At 72.2% G+C, this 19,586-nt stretch carries 14 protein-coding genes; 5 read left to right on the top strand and 9 right to left on the bottom strand.

Going from position 1 to position 19,586, the window contains the following annotated elements:
• Positions 1-96 precede the first annotated feature (96 nt).
• Positions 97-789, top strand: a complete 693-nt coding sequence (locus tag ACGFH8_RS12345; protein ID WP_393366449.1) for a hypothetical protein — start codon at positions 97-99, stop codon at positions 787-789.
• Between the two features lie 89 nt (positions 790-878).
• On the opposite strand, the gene ACGFH8_RS12340 is transcribed toward ACGFH8_RS12345, so the two are convergent.
• The 5 genes from ACGFH8_RS12340 to ACGFH8_RS12320 all read right to left on the bottom strand — a co-directional run bounded on the left by ACGFH8_RS12340 (position 879) and on the right by ACGFH8_RS12320 (position 9,001).
• Positions 879-2,498: a DUF885 domain-containing protein gene (locus ACGFH8_RS12340; RefSeq protein ID WP_393366448.1), complete on the bottom strand. Its 1,620-nt coding sequence runs from the start codon at positions 2,496-2,498 to the stop codon at positions 879-881.
• 99 nt (positions 2,499-2,597) lie between these two features.
• Positions 2,598-3,584 carry a nucleoside triphosphate pyrophosphohydrolase gene (locus ACGFH8_RS12335; RefSeq protein WP_393366446.1) on the bottom strand — a complete coding sequence of 329 codons (987 nt, stop codon included), beginning with the start codon at positions 3,582-3,584 and terminating at the stop codon, positions 2,598-2,600.
• Positions 3,585-3,586: 2 nt separating this feature from the next.
• Positions 3,587-4,393, bottom strand: coding sequence for a hypothetical protein (locus tag ACGFH8_RS12330; protein ID WP_393366445.1), 807 nt, complete (start codon positions 4,391-4,393; stop codon positions 3,587-3,589).
• Between the two features lie 82 nt (positions 4,394-4,475).
• The gene (mfd, locus tag ACGFH8_RS12325; protein WP_393366443.1) at positions 4,476-8,105 is read right to left on the bottom strand and encodes a transcription-repair coupling factor; all 3,630 of its coding nucleotides are present in this window, start codon (positions 8,103-8,105) and stop codon (positions 4,476-4,478) included.
• A gap of 485 nt (positions 8,106-8,590) precedes the next feature.
• Positions 8,591-9,001: a hypothetical protein gene (locus tag ACGFH8_RS12320; protein ID WP_393366442.1), complete on the bottom strand. Its 411-nt coding sequence runs from the start codon at positions 8,999-9,001 to the stop codon at positions 8,591-8,593.
• On the opposite strand from ACGFH8_RS12320, the gene ACGFH8_RS12315 reads away from it, so the two are divergent.
• Entirely contained in the window at positions 8,983-9,894 is a 912-nt protein-coding gene (locus ACGFH8_RS12315) for a cyclase family protein (RefSeq protein WP_393366440.1), read from the top strand. The two genes, ACGFH8_RS12320 and ACGFH8_RS12315, sit on opposite strands and share 19 nt — an antisense overlap.
• Positions 9,895-10,073: 179 nt before the next feature.
• On the opposite strand, the gene ACGFH8_RS12310 is transcribed toward ACGFH8_RS12315, so the two are convergent.
• The gene (locus ACGFH8_RS12310) at positions 10,074-10,724 is read right to left on the bottom strand and encodes a response regulator transcription factor (RefSeq protein ID WP_393367088.1); all 651 of its coding nucleotides are present in this window, start codon (positions 10,722-10,724) and stop codon (positions 10,074-10,076) included.
• Between the two features lie 5 nt (positions 10,725-10,729).
• The gene (locus ACGFH8_RS12305) at positions 10,730-12,004 is read right to left on the bottom strand and encodes a sensor histidine kinase (protein WP_393366438.1); all 1,275 of its coding nucleotides are present in this window, start codon (positions 12,002-12,004) and stop codon (positions 10,730-10,732) included.
• A 275-nt stretch (positions 12,005-12,279) separates the two neighbouring features.
• Between ACGFH8_RS12305 and ACGFH8_RS12300 the strand changes: the two genes are divergently transcribed.
• Positions 12,280-13,440 (top strand): serine hydrolase domain-containing protein, encoded by a 1,161-nt coding sequence (locus tag ACGFH8_RS12300; RefSeq protein WP_393366436.1) that lies wholly within the window; start codon positions 12,280-12,282, stop codon positions 13,438-13,440.
• 69 nt (positions 13,441-13,509) lie between these two features.
• Here ACGFH8_RS12300 and ACGFH8_RS12295 read toward each other — a convergent pair whose 3' ends face one another.
• A complete protein-coding gene (locus tag ACGFH8_RS12295; RefSeq protein WP_393366435.1) occupies positions 13,510-14,550 on the bottom strand; it encodes a S66 peptidase family protein in 1,041 nt (346 codons plus the stop codon).
• Positions 14,551-14,621: 71 nt separating this feature from the next.
• On the opposite strand from ACGFH8_RS12295, the gene ACGFH8_RS12290 reads away from it, so the two are divergent.
• A complete protein-coding gene (locus ACGFH8_RS12290; RefSeq protein ID WP_393366434.1) occupies positions 14,622-15,695 on the top strand; it encodes a hypothetical protein in 1,074 nt (357 codons plus the stop codon).
• Between the two features lie 129 nt (positions 15,696-15,824).
• The gene (gene ppc / locus ACGFH8_RS12285; RefSeq protein ID WP_393366432.1) at positions 15,825-18,611 is read left to right on the top strand and encodes a phosphoenolpyruvate carboxylase; all 2,787 of its coding nucleotides are present in this window, start codon (positions 15,825-15,827) and stop codon (positions 18,609-18,611) included.
• 67 nt (positions 18,612-18,678) lie between these two features.
• On the opposite strand, the gene ACGFH8_RS12280 is transcribed toward ppc, so the two are convergent.
• A complete protein-coding gene (locus ACGFH8_RS12280; RefSeq protein ID WP_393366431.1) occupies positions 18,679-19,533 on the bottom strand; it encodes a hypothetical protein in 855 nt (284 codons plus the stop codon).
• Between the last annotated feature and the right edge of the window lie 53 nt (positions 19,534-19,586).

Here is a 19,586-nt window from a genome sequence, read left to right as displayed (position 1 = left end):
CCGAGTCGCCCCACACTGACGGACATTCCCGGATTTCCGGGCGTCAACCGGCAACGGGTTTGCGCTGCGCGGACCAGATCCACCAGGCTGGTCGTCATGCCCGCCGCCTCGACCACCCTCCGCATGCTCGCCGTGTCGGTCATCGCGTCGCTCACGGTCACCGGCTGTCAGACATTCGAGGACGCCGGAGTCGCCATGGGTCGCTCGGAACTCGTCAACGACCTCGCCGCCCGCCTCGACCGTGCGCTGGAGTTGACCTACTCCGCTGACTACCAACTCCCGGGCGGCCAGAGCGCCGCGATCGTGCAGGCGCAGGATCCGGCCCGGTCCGCGTACACCTACCCGGGCGGGCGACTCACCGTCACCCCGGACGCCATCACCAGGTGTACGACGACAGGCGCCCGCCCCGAGTGCACGGTGCTCGCCCCGCCCACCCCGGGCAGCAAGCCCACGGTGACGCTCTTCGGCGAGGCCAACAAGCAGGGCCTCGCCACCCCACCCGTCGTGGTCGGGCTGCTGACCGCCGCCGCGCTCGACCCGCAGGCGGTCATCAGGCAGAGCGACACCACAGTCGCCGGGCACCACGCCGCCTGCGTCGAGGTGCAGGGCTCGTCGGCAGGCGACTTCACCGCCTGCGTGACCACCGAGGGCGTACTCGGCAGCTTCACCGGGCCGGTCGACGGTAAGCCGATGGACCTGGCGCTGAGCGGTTACTCCGCGACCGTCGACACGGGCGCGTTCGACCCGCCCGCCGGCGCCGGTGTCGTGGACCGCCGCCCCGGCGGATAGGGCGTGTGTCACAGTCCTCGGTCGAGCCCGCCGCAGGCCGGCCAGGGGCTTCGACACACGCCCTGGTGACCGACCCCCTGAGGCCTGGCTCAGATCTCCAGCAGGGTGCGGAGGTGGCGCGGGGGCGGGCAGTCGTGCGCGAGCATCGCGTCGTGCCAGTCGCGGACCGACACCCCGTCCGGGCGGGCCGCGGCGATCTCGGCCACCTCGCTGTACCCGACGAAGTAGGTGGAGAGCTGGGTGGAGGTGAGCAGCGCCCGGCGCCACTTGCCGGCCGCCTCGCCCTCCTCCTGGAAGCCGCGTTCGGTCATCAGCGCCATCGCCTCGGCCTCGGGCAGATCCTCGGCGTGCACCAACTGGTCGAGCAGCGCGTTGATGGTCATCCGGAGCTGCATCTTGAGCTGCTGCAACCGCACCGGGAGGCCACCGAAGCCAAGCCCCGTCATCACCTCCTCCGCGTACACCGCCCAGCCCTCGATGAACGGGCCGGACTCGGCCAGGGCCCGGACCCGGGTCGCGCCGACGTAGCGGCGGGCGTGGGCGAGCTGCAGGAAGTGCCCCGGCATCGCCTCGTGCACGGTCAGGTTGCGGATCATGTGGTCGTTGTATTCGCGGTAGAACGACTCGACCCGCTGCGCCGACCAGTCCGACGGGGTGGGCGCGATGCAGTAGAACGTGGGCACGGACGCGGTCTCCAGCGGACCGGGCGAGTCGCAGTAGGCCACCGCGACGCCCCGGGCGAACTCCGGCATCTCCTGGATCACGCACCTGTCGTCGACGAGGGTGACCAGGTCGTGCGCGCGGACGAAGTCGGTGGCCTCGTCCAGCGTGACGCCGGCCAGGTCGACGATGGTCCCGTCGTTCGGGTGCTCGGCGGCGAGCAGGTCGAGTGCCCGGCGTACGGCCGCGTCGTCGGCGGGACCACCGACCAGCTCGACGGCCGCCTCGCGGATCTCGGCGGTGACCCGGTCCAGGTTGGCCCAGGCGCGGCGCTGGATCTCGGCGGCGCTCAGCTCGGTGTCGAGGGTGTGCCAGAGGCGGGCCTCCCAGCGGCGTCGGCCCAGTCGCGGGTCACGGCCCGGGGCGGCGTCGGCGGCCAGGCCGGCGCGCAGCCAGGCGACGAACTCCTCGATCGCGGCGATCGCCGCGGTGGCCGCCGGCTCGACCCGGTCGAGGGTGCTCGGCGCCTGGGCGAGCAGTGCCGGCAGCTCGTCGCGGATCAGCGCGGCCGTGCCGGTGAACTGCCCGACCGCCGTCTCGGCGTGGATCCGGGGCATGTCCCGCAGCGTCGCGCGGGCGGTGGCGAGGGCGTCCGGTACGGCGGCGAGCCGGCCGGCGAGGCTGGTCAGCCGGACGTCCGCGGGGGCGTACGGGCGGGCCAGTAGCGCATGCAGCAGCGGGCCGGGATTGTGCACCAGCGGGTCCCACTCGTGCGACCGGATCTCGGTCAGCTCGAACAGCTCCCGATCCACGAACGAGCTGAGCAGCGCATGGTCGACCTGCGCGTCGACGTCGAGCGAGTCTGGGTCCAGCTCGGACAGTGCGTTGGCCGCGTCGGAGAGCATCAACCGGTCGGCGGCCACGGCATCGGCGGACAGGTCCGGTAGCCGATCGTCAAACCGGTGGTCCCCGGCCGAGGTGGCAACCCCCGGCCGCGACTCCAGCAACGCCTCGACAACCCGCTCAGCCAGCACCCCAAAGGCTTCCACCCAACCCACCCTACCGACCGCCACCTGCACCGCCACCCGTCCCGCCGATCATGAGGTTATTGCCATCCGCATCGGCGTGTAGCGGCAATAACCTCATGATCAACGAGGGTCTGGGGGTGGGGGTTCGGCGGCGCGGATGGACTGGGCGTGGGCGAGGGTGGCGCGGCGGAGGGCTGCTTCCGGATCGATATTCGCCTCGCGAGCCGCCGCGACAGTTGCCAGGAGGCTGGCGCCGAGGCGCGCCTCGGGGTCCACCAGGGTGTCAGCGAGTGGTGGCGGAACCGCTCGGCCGGCACGGGCGGCGCGGTCCAGGATCTGCGCGGCCAGGGCCAGTGCGGGCTGGCTCAGGGCCACCCCGTCCAGCACCGAATTCCGTGCCTTCTCCGCCCGCTTGATCCGCTCCCAGTTCTCGGTGATCTCCTCGAGCGTGCCCGCCTCCGCCCCGGCGAAGACGTGCGGATTGCGCCGGATCATCTTGTCGACCAGGCCACCCGCCACGTCGTCGATGGTCCACCGCTCGTCCTCGGGCAACTCCTCGGCGAGCCGGGCGTGCAGGACCACCTGCAACAGGACGTCACCCAACTCCTCGCGCAGAGCGTCGGTGTCGTCGGCGCTTATCGCGTCGTACGCCTCGTAGCTCTCCTCCAGCAGATAACCCGCGAGGCTGCGGTGCGTCTGCGCCCTCTTCCACGGGTCGCCACCCGGCGAGGCGAGTCGGTCCAGCACGGCCACCGCGTCGAGCAGCCGGGCGCCCGGCGGGTCCCACGAGCCGTACATCAGCTCCATCTCGGCCAACCCGGGCTGCCGGGCCAACCGCAGACCCAACTCCCGAGCCAACGCCTCGTCGCCCGCGGGGCCGGCCAACCACACCACAGTGCCGTGCTCGGCCACCGCGTCCAGCAACGGCTGCGTCGCCGGACCGTCCACCACGGTCACCTCGGCGCCCGCCTGGCGCACGGCCGTCGCCAACTCGCTCTCCGCGCCGGTCAACACCCGGTGCTGGCGTACGACGTCCCAGGCCGCGGAGGTCAACAGGCCGGCCGGCAGCCGGGGTGAGGTGACCAGGAGGACGATCCGTGCCGTCATGCTCAGCTGGCCGTGCCCTGGTCCGGTGCTGGGCCCTCGGCGCTCGGGGAACCGGTCGACGGCACCGCCTCCGGGGTGGAGATGTCGGTGACCGGGCCGTCCTCGTCGATGAACGGCAGCGAGTAGACGAACACCTGCTGGCCCTTGTTCACCATCGACGGCACCCCGACCGCCCGGAAGCGCGGGTTGATCGAGACGTCGACCCGGTCCGCCTCCTCACCCAGCGCGACGCCGAGGGCGGTGGCGCTGCGGACGAAACCGCCGTCGCCGAACGCCTGACGGACGTTCGCCGTCGACATCCCGGCCGGGATCGCCTCGACCTCCACCAGGGCGTCGTAGACGGCCATCATCGAGTCGTCGCTCAGATCGGCCGGCGGAAGCTGCTGGCTGAGGACACCTGACAGGTCGACCCACTCGGCGAAGAGCTGGGCGTACTCGGTGGTGGCCGGCACCCGCAGGCCCTCTTCGAGCTGCTGCGGGGTGATCTCGTCGGGCACCTGCACGTTCTTGGCCTTCACCACCCGCTTGGCCAGATCCAGGCTGACGAGCAGGTCGACCACGTCCTGACGGGTGACCGTGGAGCGCAACTGCTCCGGCGACGGCGACGCACCCGCCTGGGCCGCCTGCTGCCGGACCGCATCGCCGTACTTCGCCTGCACATCGGCGTAGATCGCGTCGACCCGCTCCAGCGAATAGGTGGTGTCACCGACGTACGCGGCGACGTCCGGCGCGGACCTGCCGCAGGCGGTGAGGGAAAGGACACCCAGGGCCGCGACGCTGGCGGCGGCGATCACACGGCGAGCACGCATGCCCGTCACTCTCTCATGCCCTCGTCCGTGCTGGAACGGCCCCCACCTCACCCCGGCCCCACGCGTCCCGGCCGCCCCCACCTCACCCCGCCGCGACGGCGAGCGGGGCGGGGGCACCCAGCACATCGGAGAGCAACTGCGCGCACCACTGCAACAGCGCCTGGTCCCGCAGTGACTCCCCGCCGACCCGACGGGTGCTCGGCCGGGGCACGCTCACCTGGTCGGTGGCCAGCTTGTAGACGGCGTCCGGGTGGTAGCGCTTGAGCCGCATCTGCTTCGAATCCGGCAACGGCAGCGGACCGAACCGCACGTGCTTGCCCTGCATGGACACGTCGGTGAGGCCGTAGCGGCGGGCCAGCAGGCGGAACCGGGCCACCTCCACCAGGTTCTGCACCGGTGCCGGCGGCTCGCCGTACCTGTCGGTCATCTCGGCGACCACCTCGGTCAGCCGGTCGGAGTCCCGTGCCTCGGCGAGCTTGCGGTACATCTCCAGGCGCAGCCGTTCCACGCTCACGTAGTCGTGCGGCAGGTGCGCGTCGATCGGCAGGTCGATCTTGACGTCGGGCTCGTCCTCCGACCGCTCACCCTTGAACGCGGAGACCGCCTCGCCGACCATCCGCACGTACAGGTCGAAGCCGACACCCTCGATGTGCCCGGACTGCTCGCCGCCGAGCAGGTTGCCGGCGCCCCGGATCTCCAGGTCCTTCATCGCCACGTACATGCCGGCGCCCAACTCGGTGTGCTGGGCGATGGTCGCCAGCCGCTCGTGGGCGTGCTCGGTGAGCGGCTTCTCCGGCGGGTAGAGGAAGTACGCGTACGCCCGCTCGCGGCCCCGGCCGACCCGGCCCCGGATCTGGTGGAGCTGGGCCAGGCCGAGCAGGTCGGCCCGCTCCACGATCAGCGTGTTGGCGTTCGGGATGTCGATGCCCGACTCGACGATCGTGGTGCAGACCAGGACGTCGAACTCCTTCTCCCAGAAGCCGACCATGACCTTCTCCAGGGCGTCCTCGCCCATCTGGCCGTGCGCCACCGCGACCCGCGCCTCAGGCACCAGCTCCCGCAGCCGGCGCGCCGCCCGGTCGATCGACTCGACCCGGTTGTGCAGGTAGAAGACCTGCCCGTCGCGGAGCAACTCGCGGTGGATGGACGCCGCCACCTGCCGGTCGTCCTGCGCGCCCACGAAGGTGAGCACCGGGTGCCGCTCCTCCGGCGGGGTGGCGATCGTGGACATCTCCCGGATGCCGGTGATCGCCATCTCCAGGGTCCGTGGGATCGGGGTGGCCGACATGCTCAGCACGTCGACGGAGGCGCGCAGCGTCTTCAGGTGTTCCTTGTGCTCGACGCCGAAGCGCTGCTCCTCGTCGACGATCACCAGCCCGAGCTGCTTGAACCGGGTGGCCGTCTGCAGCAGCCGGTGGGTGCCGATGACGATGTCGACGGTGCCGTCGGCGACCATCTCCAGCGTCCGCTCGGTCTCCTTCGGGGTCTGGAACCGCGACAACTGCCGGATCTGCACCGGGAACTGGCTCATCCGCTCGGCGAACGTGTTGTAGTGCTGCTGCACCAGCAGCGTCGTCGGCACCAGCACCGCCACCTGCTTGCCGTCCTGCACGGCCTTGAACGCCGCCCGTACCGCGATCTCGGTCTTGCCGTAGCCGACGTCGCCGCAGATCAGCCGGTCCATCGGGACGGTCTGCTCCATGTCCCGCTTGACCTCGTCGATCGCGGCGAGCTGGTCCGGCGTCTCCTGCCAGGGGAAGGCGTCCTCCAGCTCGCGCTGCCACGGGGTGTCCGGGCCGAACGAGTGGCCCTTGGACGCCTTGCGGGCGGCGTACAGCTGGATGAGCTGCGCGGCGATCTCCCGGACCGCCTTGCGGGCCCGGGCCTTGGACTTCTGCCAGTCCGAGCCGCCCATCTTGTGCAGGGTCGGCTGCTCGCCGCCCACGTAGCGGGAGAGCTGGTCGAGTTGGTCGGTCGGCACGAACAGGCGGTCGCCGGGCTGACCCCGCTTGCTGGCCGCGTACTCGATCACCAGGTATTCCCGGCTGGCGCCGTTGACGGTGCGCTGCACCAGCTCGACGTAGCGGCCGATGCCGTGCTGCTCGTGCACCACGTGGTCGCCGGCCTTCAGCTCCAGCGGGTCGATGGTGTTGCGCCGCCGACTCGGCATCTTGCGCATGTCCCGCGTCGAGGTGCCCCGACCACCAGTCACGTCGTTGCCGGTGAGCAGCACGAAGCGGGACGCCTCGTCGACGAACCCGCTGCTCAGCGCGCCACAGGTCACCACCAGCTCGCCGGGGACGGGCGCGGTCGGCACCTCCTCGGTAAACCGGGCGCCCAGGCCGGCGTCGCGCAACACCTCCACCGCCCGCTGGGCGGGGCCGTGCCCCTCGAAGACCAGCGCGATCGACCAACCCTCGCCGGCCCAGCGCTTGAGGTCCTCGACCACCCGCGAGGTCTCCCCGTGATAGAGCGGCGCCGGCTGGGCGGACAGGGTCACCGCGATGGCGTCGTCCGGGGTGACGGCGGCCTGCTCCGGCGCGTCCTCCCAGGGCTGCCGCGCCTCGGCGGTCTCCCCTTCCGTGAGACCGAACGGGGACAGCGTCCACCACGGCTGGCCGAGCTGGCCGGCGGTGGCACGCACCTCACCGAGGGTCCGGAAGGCGGCGGCGCCGACGTCCACCGGGGCCTGGCCGCCGACCGCGGCGGCGGCCCAACTGGCCTGCAAGAACTCCTCCGAGGTACGCACCAGATCGTGCGCCCTCGTGCGGATCCGCTCCGGATCGCAGAGCAGCACGTGGGTGCCGGGCGGCATGGCGTCCAGCACCAACTCCAGCGAGTCGGGGCCGACCAACACCGGGGCAAGGGACTCCATCCCCTCCACGGGGATGCCCTCGGCCAGCTTGTCCAGGATCTCGGCCAACTCGGGGTGCTGCTCGGCGAGCGCGGCGGCCCGGTCGCGGACCTCGGGGGTGAGCAGCAACTCACGGCACGGCGGCGCCCAGAGCAGCGGAACCTGCTCGATGGTCCGCTGGTCGGCAACGGCGAAGGTGCGGATCTCCTCCACCTCGTCGCCCCAGAACTCGACCCGGGACGGGTGCTCGTCGGTCGGCGGGAAAACGTCCAGGATGCCGCCGCGTACCGCGAACTCGCCGCGCTTGGTGACCAGGTCGACCCGGGCGTACGCCATGTCGACAAGGCGGTGGGCGACCTCCTCCAGGTCGGCCTCCTCGCCGGCGGCGAGCTGCACCGGCTCCAGGTCACCGAGCCCCTTGAGCTGCGGCTGGAGCAGCGAACGGACCGGGGCCACGACCACCCGCAGCGGCCCGGTGCCGCCGTGCGCGTCGGTCGACTCCGGGTGCGCCAGCCGGCGCAACACGGCCAGCCGCCGACCCACGGTGTCCGAGCGCGGGGAAAGCCGCTCGTGCGGCAGCGTCTCCCAGGAGGGGAAGACCACCACCTGATCCGCCGGCAGCAGCCCGCCCAGCGCGGCGGCCAGGTCGTCGGCCTCGCGGGTGGTGGCGGTCACCGCCAGCACGGGTCGCCCGGCCCCGTCGGTGTCGGCCGCGACCGCCGCGACCGCGAACGGGCGCAGCGCGGCGGGGGCGGTGATGTCGAGGCCGTCGACCTGGGCGGCACCGGAGCGCGCCAGGTCACGCGCCCGGGCCAGAGCCGGGTCGGCCAGGGCGGCGGAGAACAGACCGGTGAGCAAGGGAAACCTTCCTGGGGAGTCGACGCACACGACGGCGGCCCCTCGTCCAGCCGGACGGGGGGTGCCTGACACAAGCCTATCCCCGTCCACCGACACACACCCCCTTCCGCGAAGGTCCACGCCGCGTCGCGCCTCCCGCGCCCCCGCGCCACCCCCGTCCCCCGCGCTCCCGCGCCACCCGCACCTCCCGCGCCACGTGCGACAACTCGCCTCACGCGCCACCCCGCAGCAGCGCCACCGCACCCGCGCCCCGCGCGCCACCCGCGCACTCCCGCGCACTCCCGCGCACTCCCGCGCGCCACCCTCGCGCCCCGCGCACTCCCGCGCACTCCCGCGCACTCCCGCGCACCCCCGCGCACCCCCGCGCACCCCCGCGCACCCCCGCGCACCCCCGCGCACCACCAGGCGCCTCGTGCTCAGCTACGCCCCCACCCTCACGCCCGCCCCAAGATCGGCGCAACTTCCCCGAAACTGCTGCTTCCGGCTCATCGGAGGCAGCAGTTTCCCCGATGTTGTGCGGATCTTGCTGGCGAGCGCACCATGTGACCGCCTGCGAGGGCCGCTGCCGCTGCCGCTGGTCCGCACGACGCATCAAGATCGTGCTCGATCCAGGATTTAGTGGCCTCAAAGCCGAGGGATACCACTCTTTCCTGGATCGAGCACGATCTTGCCCCACCGGGACGTGCGAACCCCGCGCGCGAGGCGCGTCGGAGGGCCGCCGACCGGGGCCGCACCGGGCCAGTAGGCAGCAGCGGCGGCAGCGGCGGCAGCGGCAGCAGCGGCAGCAGCAGCAGCAGCAGCAGCAGCAGCAGCAGCAGCAGCAGCAGCAGCAGCAGCGATCTTGACCGATGGATGGTGTTTGTGATCGGGTTTTGTGATGCGGCAGTGGCGGGCACAGTTCGACGCGCAGGTGAGTTTCGCCAACGGCGGCGGGCTGCGCACCGAGGAGTTCCGGCTGGACATTCCGGGGCCGGAGATCAGCGACGACGACCTGGCGGCGTTGTTCGTCCGGCACCTCGGGCTGCTGATGGTCGCCGAGGTCCGGATCAGCGCGAAGACGATCATCGAGGAGCCGCACAAGGGTGGCCGGGGCGTCGCCGTCGAGGAGTCCGGCTCCGATCGTCGGCTGGTCGAGTTGAGCCACGTGATCAGCGACGGGATGATCACGCTGCCGGGCTGGCCGGCGCCGCGGATCAGTGACTGGTTGACCTTCGCGGCGTCCCGGGCGAACTACGCGCCCGGCACCGAGTTCCACGTGGCCCGGATCGACATGATCGCCAACACCGGCACGTACCTGGACACTCCCGCCCACCGCTGGGCCGGCGGCGACGATCTGGCCGGGGTGTCACTGAGCCGCCTCGCCGACCTGCCCGGTGTGGTGGTGCGCGTGCCGGCCGGCACGCGGGCCGTGGACCGACTGATGCTGGCGCCGTACGAGGTGGCCGGGTGCGCGGTGCTGCTGCACACGGGGTGGGACGTGCACTTCGGCACCGAGCGGTACGGGGACCCGGAAGCGCCGTACCTGACCGGGGACGCCGCCCAGGCGCTTGCCGACGCTGGCGCCGCGCTTGTCGGCATCGACTCGATCAACATCGACGACATGGGTCCGACGGCCGGCGGCGTACGCCCCGCGCACAGCACACTGCTCGCCGCCGGCATCCCGATCGTGGAGCACCTGACCGGCCTGGACGCTCTGCCGCCAAGCGGATTCCGGTTCACGGCGGCCCCACCGAGGGTGGCCGGCATGGGCACCTTCCCGGTGCGCGCCTTCGCCCTCGTAACCCACTGACTTCTCCCCGCACCTCCACCCCGCGATCTTGCACTTTCTGTCCCGACACAAGTGGCATATCCGCCCAGATCGACGACAGAAACTGCAAGATCGCCGGAGGTTGCGTCGGAGCAGTCAGCTCCGCAGACGGAACGCGGCGTGCGGCGCTGGCTCCACGGGAGCATCGCTGAAGCGACTGGTCAGGACCCGGACCGGAGGTGGCGGAGGACCGCGATGACCCGACGGTGGTCGCTCTCGGACGGGGGCAGGCCGAGCTTGCCGAAGATGCTCGTGATGTGCTTCTCCACCGCTCCCACGCTGAGGAACAGCGCCGCGGCGATCGCCACGTTCGAGCGTCCCTGGGCCATCAGGGCCAGTACGCCGCGTTCCCGCTCGGAGAGGCCGGCCAGCTCTTCGACACCCCGGGCCGCCCCGAGTAGTTGCGTCACGACCTCCGGGTCGAGCACTGTCGCCCCGCCCGCGACCCGGGTGAGCGCGTCGACGAACTCGCCGACCTCGGCCACCCGGTCCTTGAGCAGGTAGCCGACGCCCCCGGCGCCTCCGGCGAGCAACTGCGCCGCGTACCTGGTCTCCACGTACTGGGAGAAGAGCAGCACCGGCGTGCCGGGATGATCCGCGCGGACGGCGAGCGCGGCGCGGAGCCCTTCGTCGGTGTACGTCGGCGGCATCCGGATGTCGATCACCGCGATGTCCGGCCGGTGCTCGTCGACGGCCGCCCGCAGCGCCTCCGGGTCGGCCACCGCGGCGAGCACGCGGTGCCCCCGGTCGGTGAGCAGGTAGGTGAGCCCGTCGCGCAGGATCCCGGAGTCCTCGGCGAGGACCACTCGCAGCCCGGTCACGGCCGCACCGGGAGGTCCACAGTGACAACTGTCGGCCCGCCGGGCGGGCTGTCTATCCGCATCGTGCCGTCCACGGTACGGGCCCGGTCGCGCAGGCCGGCCAACCCGCCGCCGGGTAGCGCGTGAGCCGCGGACCTGATCCTGGCTCCTCCAGCACCGTCGTCGGAGACCCGTACCCGCAGCAGACCGCCCTCGTGGTGTACCTCGACGGTCGCCCGCCGGGCCGTGGAGTGTTTGACGACGTTTGTGAGCAGCTCGGCGACGCAGTAGTAGACGATCGTCTCCACGGCCGGCGACGGTCGTTCGGTCAAGGTGACACGCAAGCCCACGGGTACGGCGCCCCGGGCCACCAGGGTGGCCAGCGCCGCCTCCAGCCCGTTGTCGAGCATGGGCGGGTGGATGCCCCGGGCCAGGTCCCGAAGGTCGGTGATGGCGGTCTTCGCGTCCCGGTGCGCGGTCTCCACGAGCGCCCTGGCTTCCGGCCCGGCTCCGTCGGCGAGCTTCTCCTTGGCCATCCCCAGCTCCATGGCCAGGGCGACAAGTTGCGCCTGGGTGCCGTCGTGCAGGTCGCGCTCGATGCGGCGCAGCAGCGCGGCGGCGTCGTCGACGGCCAGGGCCCGGGTCCGTTCGAGGTTGTCCACCCGGTCGTCCAGGCTGGTCGGGCCGAGCAGGCCACGGATCAGCAGCGCGTCGAGGAACAGGACGGCGCGCAGCAGCCAGGGACCGGCGAGAAGCAGCCCGGCACCGATCCCGGCCAGCAGGAACGACCGGGGCCAGGTGTCGAAGAAGAAGTCGCCGAGTTGCAGGGCGGCGCGGTGCGGCCGGCCCAGGCTGTCGGTGTTGACCGGCCGGACGAACCGCCACCAGAGGGGATGGCTGAGCAGGAACACCGGGTAGCAGAGGAAGACCGCGACCACCGCCGCCGCGAGCAGGGCCAGCGGCAGCTTCACGATCAGGTAGGCCATCGCCCGCCAGCCGGTGGCGTCGCCCAGACCGGTCCGGACGTACCCCACCGGGCCGGGCCTTCGGCGGACCGGGCGTGGAGGGGCGACCCGCAGGCCGAGCGTCGTGCTGGCGAGAGCACGGTGCAGCCGGCCCCAGCCGCGAGCGCCGAGGACGCCGGTGGACAGCAGTGGCAGGCCGAGCAGCGTCAGCGACAACATGCCGCCGACCACGACCGTGAGACCGGCGTACGCGAGGCCGACGACCGCCAGCGGCAGGCCCACCAGCACGTACGCGACCTGATTGCGGAGCTGCCGGAGACGCGTCATCTGATCCTCCCGACCTGCCGGACGACACCGCACCGCACCGCACCGCACCGCACCGCACCGGACGACGCCACACCGGACGACATCGTGCCGGACGCGGGCCGGCACCGGGTGCCGGCTCAGCATGCCGGCGGCACGAGCTGCCCGCCCAGCCGGCCAGCCCGTCGTGATCTGTCGGGTTAACCCCACCCGGCCGGCGGGAGATCCGCATTCTCCTGCGGCACGCGCTTCGGCAGGGTCGACGGGGACAGACGTTGGATCGTCGATAGGAGCAGGTCATGATGCGTCCGTTGTGGACCGTTGTGGTGTCGGTCGGCTCGTTGGTCGCCACTCTCGCCGTCCCACCCCTGCCGGCCGGTGCCGGCCAGCCCGGGGCGGAACGCCAGGCGATGGCCGCCGCGCTCGACCAGCTGGTCGGGGACGGCTTCCCGGGCGCGGTGGCGTACGGCCGGGTGGACGGCCGACGGTGGCAGGTGGCCGCGGGAGTGGCCGACCGGGCCACCGGTGCGCGGGCCCGGCCGGACGACAGGTTCCGGATCGCCAGCAACACCAAGGCGTTCGTGTCGACGGTGCTGCTGCAACTGGTGGGCGAGGGACGGCTGACCCTCGACGATCCGGTCGAGCGGTGGCTGCCCGGGGTCGTCCGGGGTAATGGCAACGACGGTTCGACGATCACCGTCCGGCAGTTGCTCAACCACACGAGCGGCATCTGGGATCCGACCGGCGAACGAAGCTTCTGGGCGCCGTACCTCGACGAGCACGACTGGGACCGGGTCATCTCGCCCCGCGCGGTGATCGCCCTCGCGGTGGCCCACCGCCCGGACTTCGCCCCGGGCGCCTCGTGGGCCTACTCCAACACGAACTACCTGCTCGCCGGTCTGATCATCGAGGCGGTCACCGGCCGGGACGCGGCGAGCGAGGTGCGGCGACGGATCATCGGCCCGCTGGGCCTGAGCCAGACCTCGTTCCCGGTCACCGACCCGGAGATCCACGGCCGGCACCTGCACGGTTACGACCTGGCCGGGCGAGATGTGACCCGGTTCAGCCCGTCGTACGACTGGACCGCCGGCGCGATGATCTCGACGACGGGGGACCTGGCACGGTTCCACCGGGCGCTGTTCGGCGGGCGGCTGCTCGCGCCGGCGCAGCAGCGTGAGTTGGAGACGCTTGTGGCGACGGACGACGGGTCGGACGGGTACGGGCTGGGCGTGCAGCGGAGGACGCTCCCCTGCGCCGGAGGCCCGACCACGGTGTGGACGACCGACGGCGGCGGGCCGGGCTTCACCAGCCTCACGGCGACGAGCCTCGACAACTCCCGACAACTCGTCCTGGCCGCCAACGTCTACGACATCGACGCCGACGCACGTGGGCTGTCGGCGGCTCCGGCGAGCGCGGGTTTCCTGGCCGCGCTGCGATCGGTGTTCTGCCCGACCGACTGACGCCGACGGGCACGCACCGGCGGGGAGGTGGCACCTCCCCGCCGGTGCGTACGGCACGCCCGGGTCTCGTCAGTAGCGCACCGAGATCCGGCGATCGACGGCGTCGACAAGGATCTCGCCGCCGTACGGGATGATCAACTGTGGGTCGGTGTGACCGAGGTCGACGTCGAAGACCACCACCGCGTCCGGGTTGTACGGAGTGAGGGCGCGGGTGATCGCCTCCCGCTGGGCCTCGCCCCACGCCGACCGTTCGGGCACCGACAGCGGTTTGTCGAAATCCCACGCCTTCGGGCGACCGACGACGATCGCCGGGAAGGCAGCGAGCAGCCCCCGCTCCCCCATGTTCCGCACGATCCGGAACACCTCCTGCGCGGCGGGCATCTCCTGCGAGGTCTCGACGACGAGCACGGATCCGGCCAACTCGGCGACCGTGGGCACCCGGTCGGTGGCCAGCAGCCAGTGCAGGATCTCCAGGTTGCCGCCCCAGGTGCGTCCCCGCACCGCCCGCTGTGGGCCCTGCCAGCGCCAGCCCTCGCCGGGCAGCATCTCCGGCTCGTACGCCAGCGTCTCGGGCTCGGTCCACGGGTTCGGCCGGTCACCCCATTCGTGGGCGGGCGTCAACTCGTACCAGTCGGTGCCGAACAGGGCCGCGCGCAGCGAGTCGAAGGTCAGCGGGTGCGGCGCGCCCGGCCGGCCGAGGTGCACGAGCACCGACCCGCCGTGATAGGCGACGATGCCCAGGCGGTAGAGGTGGTTGAGCACGTTCGTGTTGTCGGAGTAGCCGAAGTAGGGCTTCGGGTTGGCCCGCACCACGTCGTCGTCGAGGTGCGGGGTGACCGTGATCAGGTCGTTCCCGCCGACCGTGGCGAGCACGGCAGTGACGCTCGGGTCGGCGAAGGCGGCGGTCAGGTCGCGGGCCCGGTCGCGCGGGTCGGCCCCCAGGACCCGGGTGGTCGGATACTCCACCGGCTCCAGTCCGAACTCCTCGCGCAGCCGGCGCAGCCCCAACTCGTACACGTGGGGGAAGATCGCCGGCAGGCCGGCGGACGGCGAGACGACCGCGACCCGGTCGCCCGGCCGTGGTTTGGGCGGATAGCGCAGCGACACCATGATCAGAAGCTATCCGACCAGCCAATCGGTTTTCGCCCGGCGAATGACGAACCGGGTCATACGCTGGCAATATGGACGGAATCCCGCAGGGTCGAGCCCGGGACTGGGCACCGCGCAGCATCGGGCTGCTGCTCGGCACCCTCGCGTTGGCCACCGCGTTCATCGCCGCCTACGTCGGTGCGCTGCACCAGCCCACCCCGCGCGACCTGCCGGTCGGTGTCGCCAACGGCGACCAGCGCGCCCAGGCGACGCTCGACGCCATCCGAGGCCAGACCACGATCATCACCCCCATCGGGTACGACGACGCCCGCTCCGCCGAGGACGGCCTGCTCAGCCGCGCCGTGTACGCGGTGCTCAGCACCGGCCCCGACAACGGCCTGCTCCTCACCGTCGCCAGCGCCTCCGGCCCCTCCGCCACGAGCGCGATCCGGGAGGTGCTCACCACCGCCGCCACCCGCACCGGCACCCCGCTACAGATCGTCGACAAGGTGCCGGTCACCTCGTCCGACCCGCGCGGGGTGGTGCCCTTCTACCTGAACGTCGGGTACGTGCTCGGCGGCTACCTCGCCTCGACGGTGCTGGGGATATCCGCCGGCACCACCCCGCGTACGGCGCGGCGGGCCGGGCTGCGCATCGCCGCCCTGGCCGTCTACAGCGCGCTGCTCGGCATCGCCGGCGCGGTAGTGGTCGGGCCGGTGCTGGACATCTGGCACCACGAACTACCGACGATCGCCGCCATCGGCGCGCTTGCCGTCTTCGCCGCCGCGCTGTTCGCCAGCGCCATCCAGGGCTGGCTCGGTGTCGCGGGCACCGCGCTCGTCATCCTGCTCCTGGTGGTGCTCGGCAACCCGGGCTCCGGCGGCATCTACGCGCCCGAGTTCCTGCCCGGCCTGTTGCGCGGCATGCACCGCTGGAACATCCCGGGGCTCGCGAACGACCTGACCAAGGCCGCCGTCTACTTCCACTGGCGATCGGCCGGCTGGCCGGCGATCGCCCTCACCCTCTGGGCGGTCCTCGGCGCGCTCGGCCTGGTCAGCGCGAGCCTGGTGCGGGGTCGCCGGGCCACCACCGCCGGCCCCGACTCGCCCCGTCCCGACCCCGGATCAGCCCCCGACGGCCCCGGATCCGCCCGTCACGGTGGCTGAGATCACGCCCGAAAACACCACCTCGAAGACAGTGGATCACCAGGGGGCCCTCCGGACACCCGGTGCGCGCGGATACCATCCAGTAAGTCGGACAGCGCTGTCCTTCGTATCCACGTGAGGGAGCGCACCGTGACTGACCAGCACGACCACGACGGCCCCGACGCCGCGCTGCGTGCCGACATCCGCCGGCTCGGCACCCTGCTCGGGCAGACACTGGCCCGCCAGGAGGGTCGGCCGCTGCTCGACCTCGTCGAGGAGATCCGCGCCCAGGTCCGCACCGACGCCCCCGCGGCCGCCCAACGCCTCGGCGGGCTCGACGTGACCACCGGCACCAAGCTGGCCCGCGCCTTCTCCACCTACTTCCACCTCGCCAACATCACCGAGCAGGTGCACCGTGCACGGGACCTGCGCCGCCGTCGCGCGGTGCAGGGCGGCTGGCTGGACCAGGCGGCCAAGATGATCGCCGAGCGCGGCGTGCCGGCCGAGGAGATCGCGAACGCGGCACGCCGGCTGGCGGTGCGCCCCGTCTTCACCGCCCACCCGACCGAGGCGGCCCGCCGCTCGATCCTGTCCAAGCTGCGCGCGATCGCCGACGAGTTGGACACCGAGACCGCGAACGCGATCCTCTACGGCGCCAGCGACGAGGGCCCGGCCAACCGTCGCCTGGCCGAGCTGCTGGACCTGATGTGGCAGACCGACGAGCTGCGCCTGGACCGGCCGGACCCGACCGACGAGGCCCGCAACGCCATCTACTACCTGCGCGACCTGTACGCCGAGGCCGCCCCGCAGGTGCTCGACGACCTGGCCGACACGCTGCGCACCCTCGGCGTGGAGACCTCGCCGACGGCCCGGCCGCTGAGCTTCGGCACCTGGATCGGCGGCGACCGCGACGGCAACCCGTTCGTCACCCCGGCGGTCACCCGCGAGGTGCTGACCATTCAGCACGAACACGGCATCGCGGCCACCGAGAAGGCGATGGACCACCTGATCAACGAGGTCTCGGTCTCGCGTCGGCTGCGCGGGGTGTCGCTCGATCTCTCCGCCAGCCTCGCCGCCGACCTGGACGCACTGCCCGAGGTGGCGACGCGGTTCCGACGGGTCAACGCCGAGGAGCCGTACCGGCTCAAGGCGCGCTGCGTGAAGGCGAAGCTCGCCAACACCCGGCAGCGGTTGCGCCAGGGCACCGCCCACGTGCCCGGCCGGGACTACCAGGGCTCCGCCGAGCTGATCGCCGACCTGGACCTGCTGCGCGCCTCGCTGGCCCGCAACTCCGGGCAGCTCACCGCCGTCGGCCGGCTGGCCTCCACCATCCGTACGGTCTCCGCGTTCGGCCTGCACCTGGCCACCATGGATGTCCGGGAGCACGCCGAGAAGCACCACGAGGTGCTCACCCAGCTCTACGGGGCCGTCGGCGAGGTGTCCGACTATCCGGCGTTGAGCCGGTTGGAGCGCACCAAGCTGCTGGCCGACGAGCTGACCGGCCGTCGACCGCTGTCCACACTGGACACGCCGCTGACCGAGAGCGCCCGCAAGACGTTCGACGTGTTCGGCACGATCCGCGAGGCCCAGGACCGGTTCGGCACCGAGGTGATCGAGTCGTACATCATCTCGATGACCATGGGCGTCGACGACGTGCTGGCCGCGGTGGTGCTGGCCCGCGAGGCAGGTCTCGTGGACGTGCACAGCGGGCGGGCGCGGATCGGGTTCGTGCCGCTGCTGGAGACCCCGGCCGAGCTGAACGCCGGCGGCGAACTCCTCGACGACCTGCTGTCGCTGCCCGCGTACCGGGCACTCGTGAGCGCCCGAGGCGACGTACAGGAAGTCATGCTCGGTTACTCCGACTCCAACAAGGAAGCCGGGATCACCACCAGCCAGTGGTCGATCCACCGGGCGCAGCGCGCGCTGCGTGACGTGGCCGCCCGACACGGGGTGCACCTGCGGCTGTTCCACGGCCGGGGCGGCACGGTCGGGCGCGGCGGCGGGCCGACGCACGAGGCGATCCTGGCCCAGCCGTACGGCACGCTGGACGGCGCGATCAAGGTGACCGAGCAGGGTGAGGTCATCTCCGACAAGTACACCCTGCCGTCCCTGGCCCGGGAAAACCTGGAACTCACCCTCGCCGCGGTGCTCCAGGCGACCCTGCTGCACACCGCGCCCCGGCAACCGGCCGAGATGTTGGAACGCTGGGACGCCACCATGGACGTGGTCTCCGAGTCGGCGTACCGGTCCTACCGGTCGCTCGTCGAGGACCCGGACCTGCCGGCGTACTTCTGGGCGTCCACGCCCACCGAGTTGCTCGGCGCGCTCAACATCGGCTCCCGGCCGGCGAAGCGTCCGAACACCGGCGCGGGGCTGTCCGGTCTGCGGGCCATTCCGTGGGTGTTCGGGTGGACGCAGACCCGGCAGATCGTGCCGGGTTGGTTCGGCGTGGGCTCCGGTCTGGCCGCCGCCCGCGAGGCCGGCCTGGCGGACGTGCTCGCCGAGATGCACCGCAACTGGCACTTCTTCCGCACGTTCCTGTCGAACGTCGAGATGATGGTGACCAAGACCGACCTGAGCATCGCCCGCCGGTACGTCGAGACCCTGGTCCCGAAGAAGCTGCACCCGATCTTCGAACAGATCGAGCAGGAGTACGAGCTGACCAAGCGGGAGGTGCTGGCGGTGACCGCCTCGCCCGCCCTGCTGGAAAACTCGCCGGTGCTCCAGCGCACCCTCGCCGTCCGTGACACCTATCTGGAGCCGCTGCACCATCTCCAGGTGGCGCTGCTGCGGCAGTACCGGGAGTCCGGCGCCGCCGGACGGGCGATCGCCACCGCCCCGGGCGGCCGACGCGCCCCGAGCGACGGCACCGCCCTGGAGCGGGCACTGCTCACCACGGTCAACGGCATCGCCGCCGGAATGCGCAACACCGGCTGATCAACAGGTACGAGAACGGGCCCCGGTCGCTGCGACCGGGGCCCGTTTCCGCAGGTGTGAACGACTGTCAGAAGTCGCCGCCACCGAAGTCGCCGCCACCGAAGTCGCCGCCGAAGTCCCCGCCGCCGCCGAAGTCCCCGCCGCCGCCGAAGTCGCCGCCGGCGTAGTCACCGCCGGCGTAGTCGCCGCCGGCGTAGTCGCCGCCCTGGTCGCCGCCGCCGAAGTCGCCGCCCTGGTCGCCACCGTCGCCGTTGCCTTGGTCGACGCCGTCGCCGAAGCCCTCCTGGTAGCCGGCGTCGTAGCCGTACCCGGGGTCGGCGAAGGCCGGCGAGAACAGCGCGTCGGCGATCAGGATGCCGCCGAGCACACCGGCGCCGGCGCCCAGCGCCGTCTTCCACCACGGCGTCGAATACCAACCGGCGGGCACCGGCCGGCCCTGGTAACGCCCACCGGGGTAGTAGTAGGGCGTTTCCCGGCCGGGTTGCGGACCAGCCCGGAAGGTCTGCCCCTGCACGTCGACCTCGCGCTCCTTGGTGAGCTGCCCGACGCCGCGCGCGGCGGCAAGCGTCGGCACCTCCGGGCCCGGGTCGATGCCCAGCGCGGTACGCGCCGCCCGGATGTACGCCAGCCCCTCCAGCGCGGTCTCCCGGGCCAGCCCGAACTGGTGCGGCGTACGCGCCTGCTCCAACTGCGAGCCGGCCGCGTTGTACCGCTCACCGGCATCGGCCAGCGCCTGGCGTACCGCTGGCTCGTCGCCGCTCAGGTTCATCAACTGGCCACCGAGGCGCTCGTACCACCGCTGCGCTTCCGCGCGAGCGTCGCCGAGCGCGGTGCGCTGCCGAGCGCCGGCCTGGGCGCGGACGAGCGCCGCGGCACCCAACGCGCCGACCACCACCACGGCGAGGCACAACACAAGTTCCATGTCATCGAACGTACCCCCGGCTCGCACGTCGTACCGGTCTGGCAAGCTCCGGT

The organism is Micromonospora sp. NPDC049175, assembly GCF_043197345.1.
Lineage (GTDB): Bacteria > Actinomycetota > Actinomycetes > Mycobacteriales > Micromonosporaceae > Micromonospora.
This window is presented reverse-complemented; position numbering and strand designations above follow the sequence as displayed.

What these genes read in the sequence shown, in the direction of transcription:
- ACGFH8_RS12290 (WP_393366434.1), top strand. Translation starts at nt 14,622, where the DNA reads ATGGACGGAATCCCGCAGGGTCGAGCCCGGGACTGGGCACCGCGCAGC.
- ACGFH8_RS12335 (WP_393366446.1), bottom strand. Translation starts at nt 3,584, where the DNA reads ATGACGGCACGGATCGTCCTCCTGGTCACCTCACCCCGGCTGCCGGCC.
- ACGFH8_RS12295 (WP_393366435.1), bottom strand. Translation starts at nt 14,550, where the DNA reads ATGGTGTCGCTGCGCTATCCGCCCAAACCACGGCCGGGCGACCGGGTC.
- ACGFH8_RS12330 (WP_393366445.1), bottom strand. Translation starts at nt 4,393, where the DNA reads ATGCGTGCTCGCCGTGTGATCGCCGCCGCCAGCGTCGCGGCCCTGGGT.
- ACGFH8_RS12305 (WP_393366438.1), bottom strand. Translation starts at nt 12,004, where the DNA reads ATGACGCGTCTCCGGCAGCTCCGCAATCAGGTCGCGTACGTGCTGGTG.
- ACGFH8_RS12345 (WP_393366449.1), top strand. Translation starts at nt 97, where the DNA reads ATGCCCGCCGCCTCGACCACCCTCCGCATGCTCGCCGTGTCGGTCATC.
- ACGFH8_RS12315 (WP_393366440.1), top strand. Translation starts at nt 8,983, where the DNA reads ATGCGGCAGTGGCGGGCACAGTTCGACGCGCAGGTGAGTTTCGCCAAC.
- ACGFH8_RS12300 (WP_393366436.1), top strand. Translation starts at nt 12,280, where the DNA reads ATGATGCGTCCGTTGTGGACCGTTGTGGTGTCGGTCGGCTCGTTGGTC.
- ACGFH8_RS12280 (WP_393366431.1), bottom strand. Translation starts at nt 19,533, where the DNA reads ATGGAACTTGTGTTGTGCCTCGCCGTGGTGGTGGTCGGCGCGTTGGGT.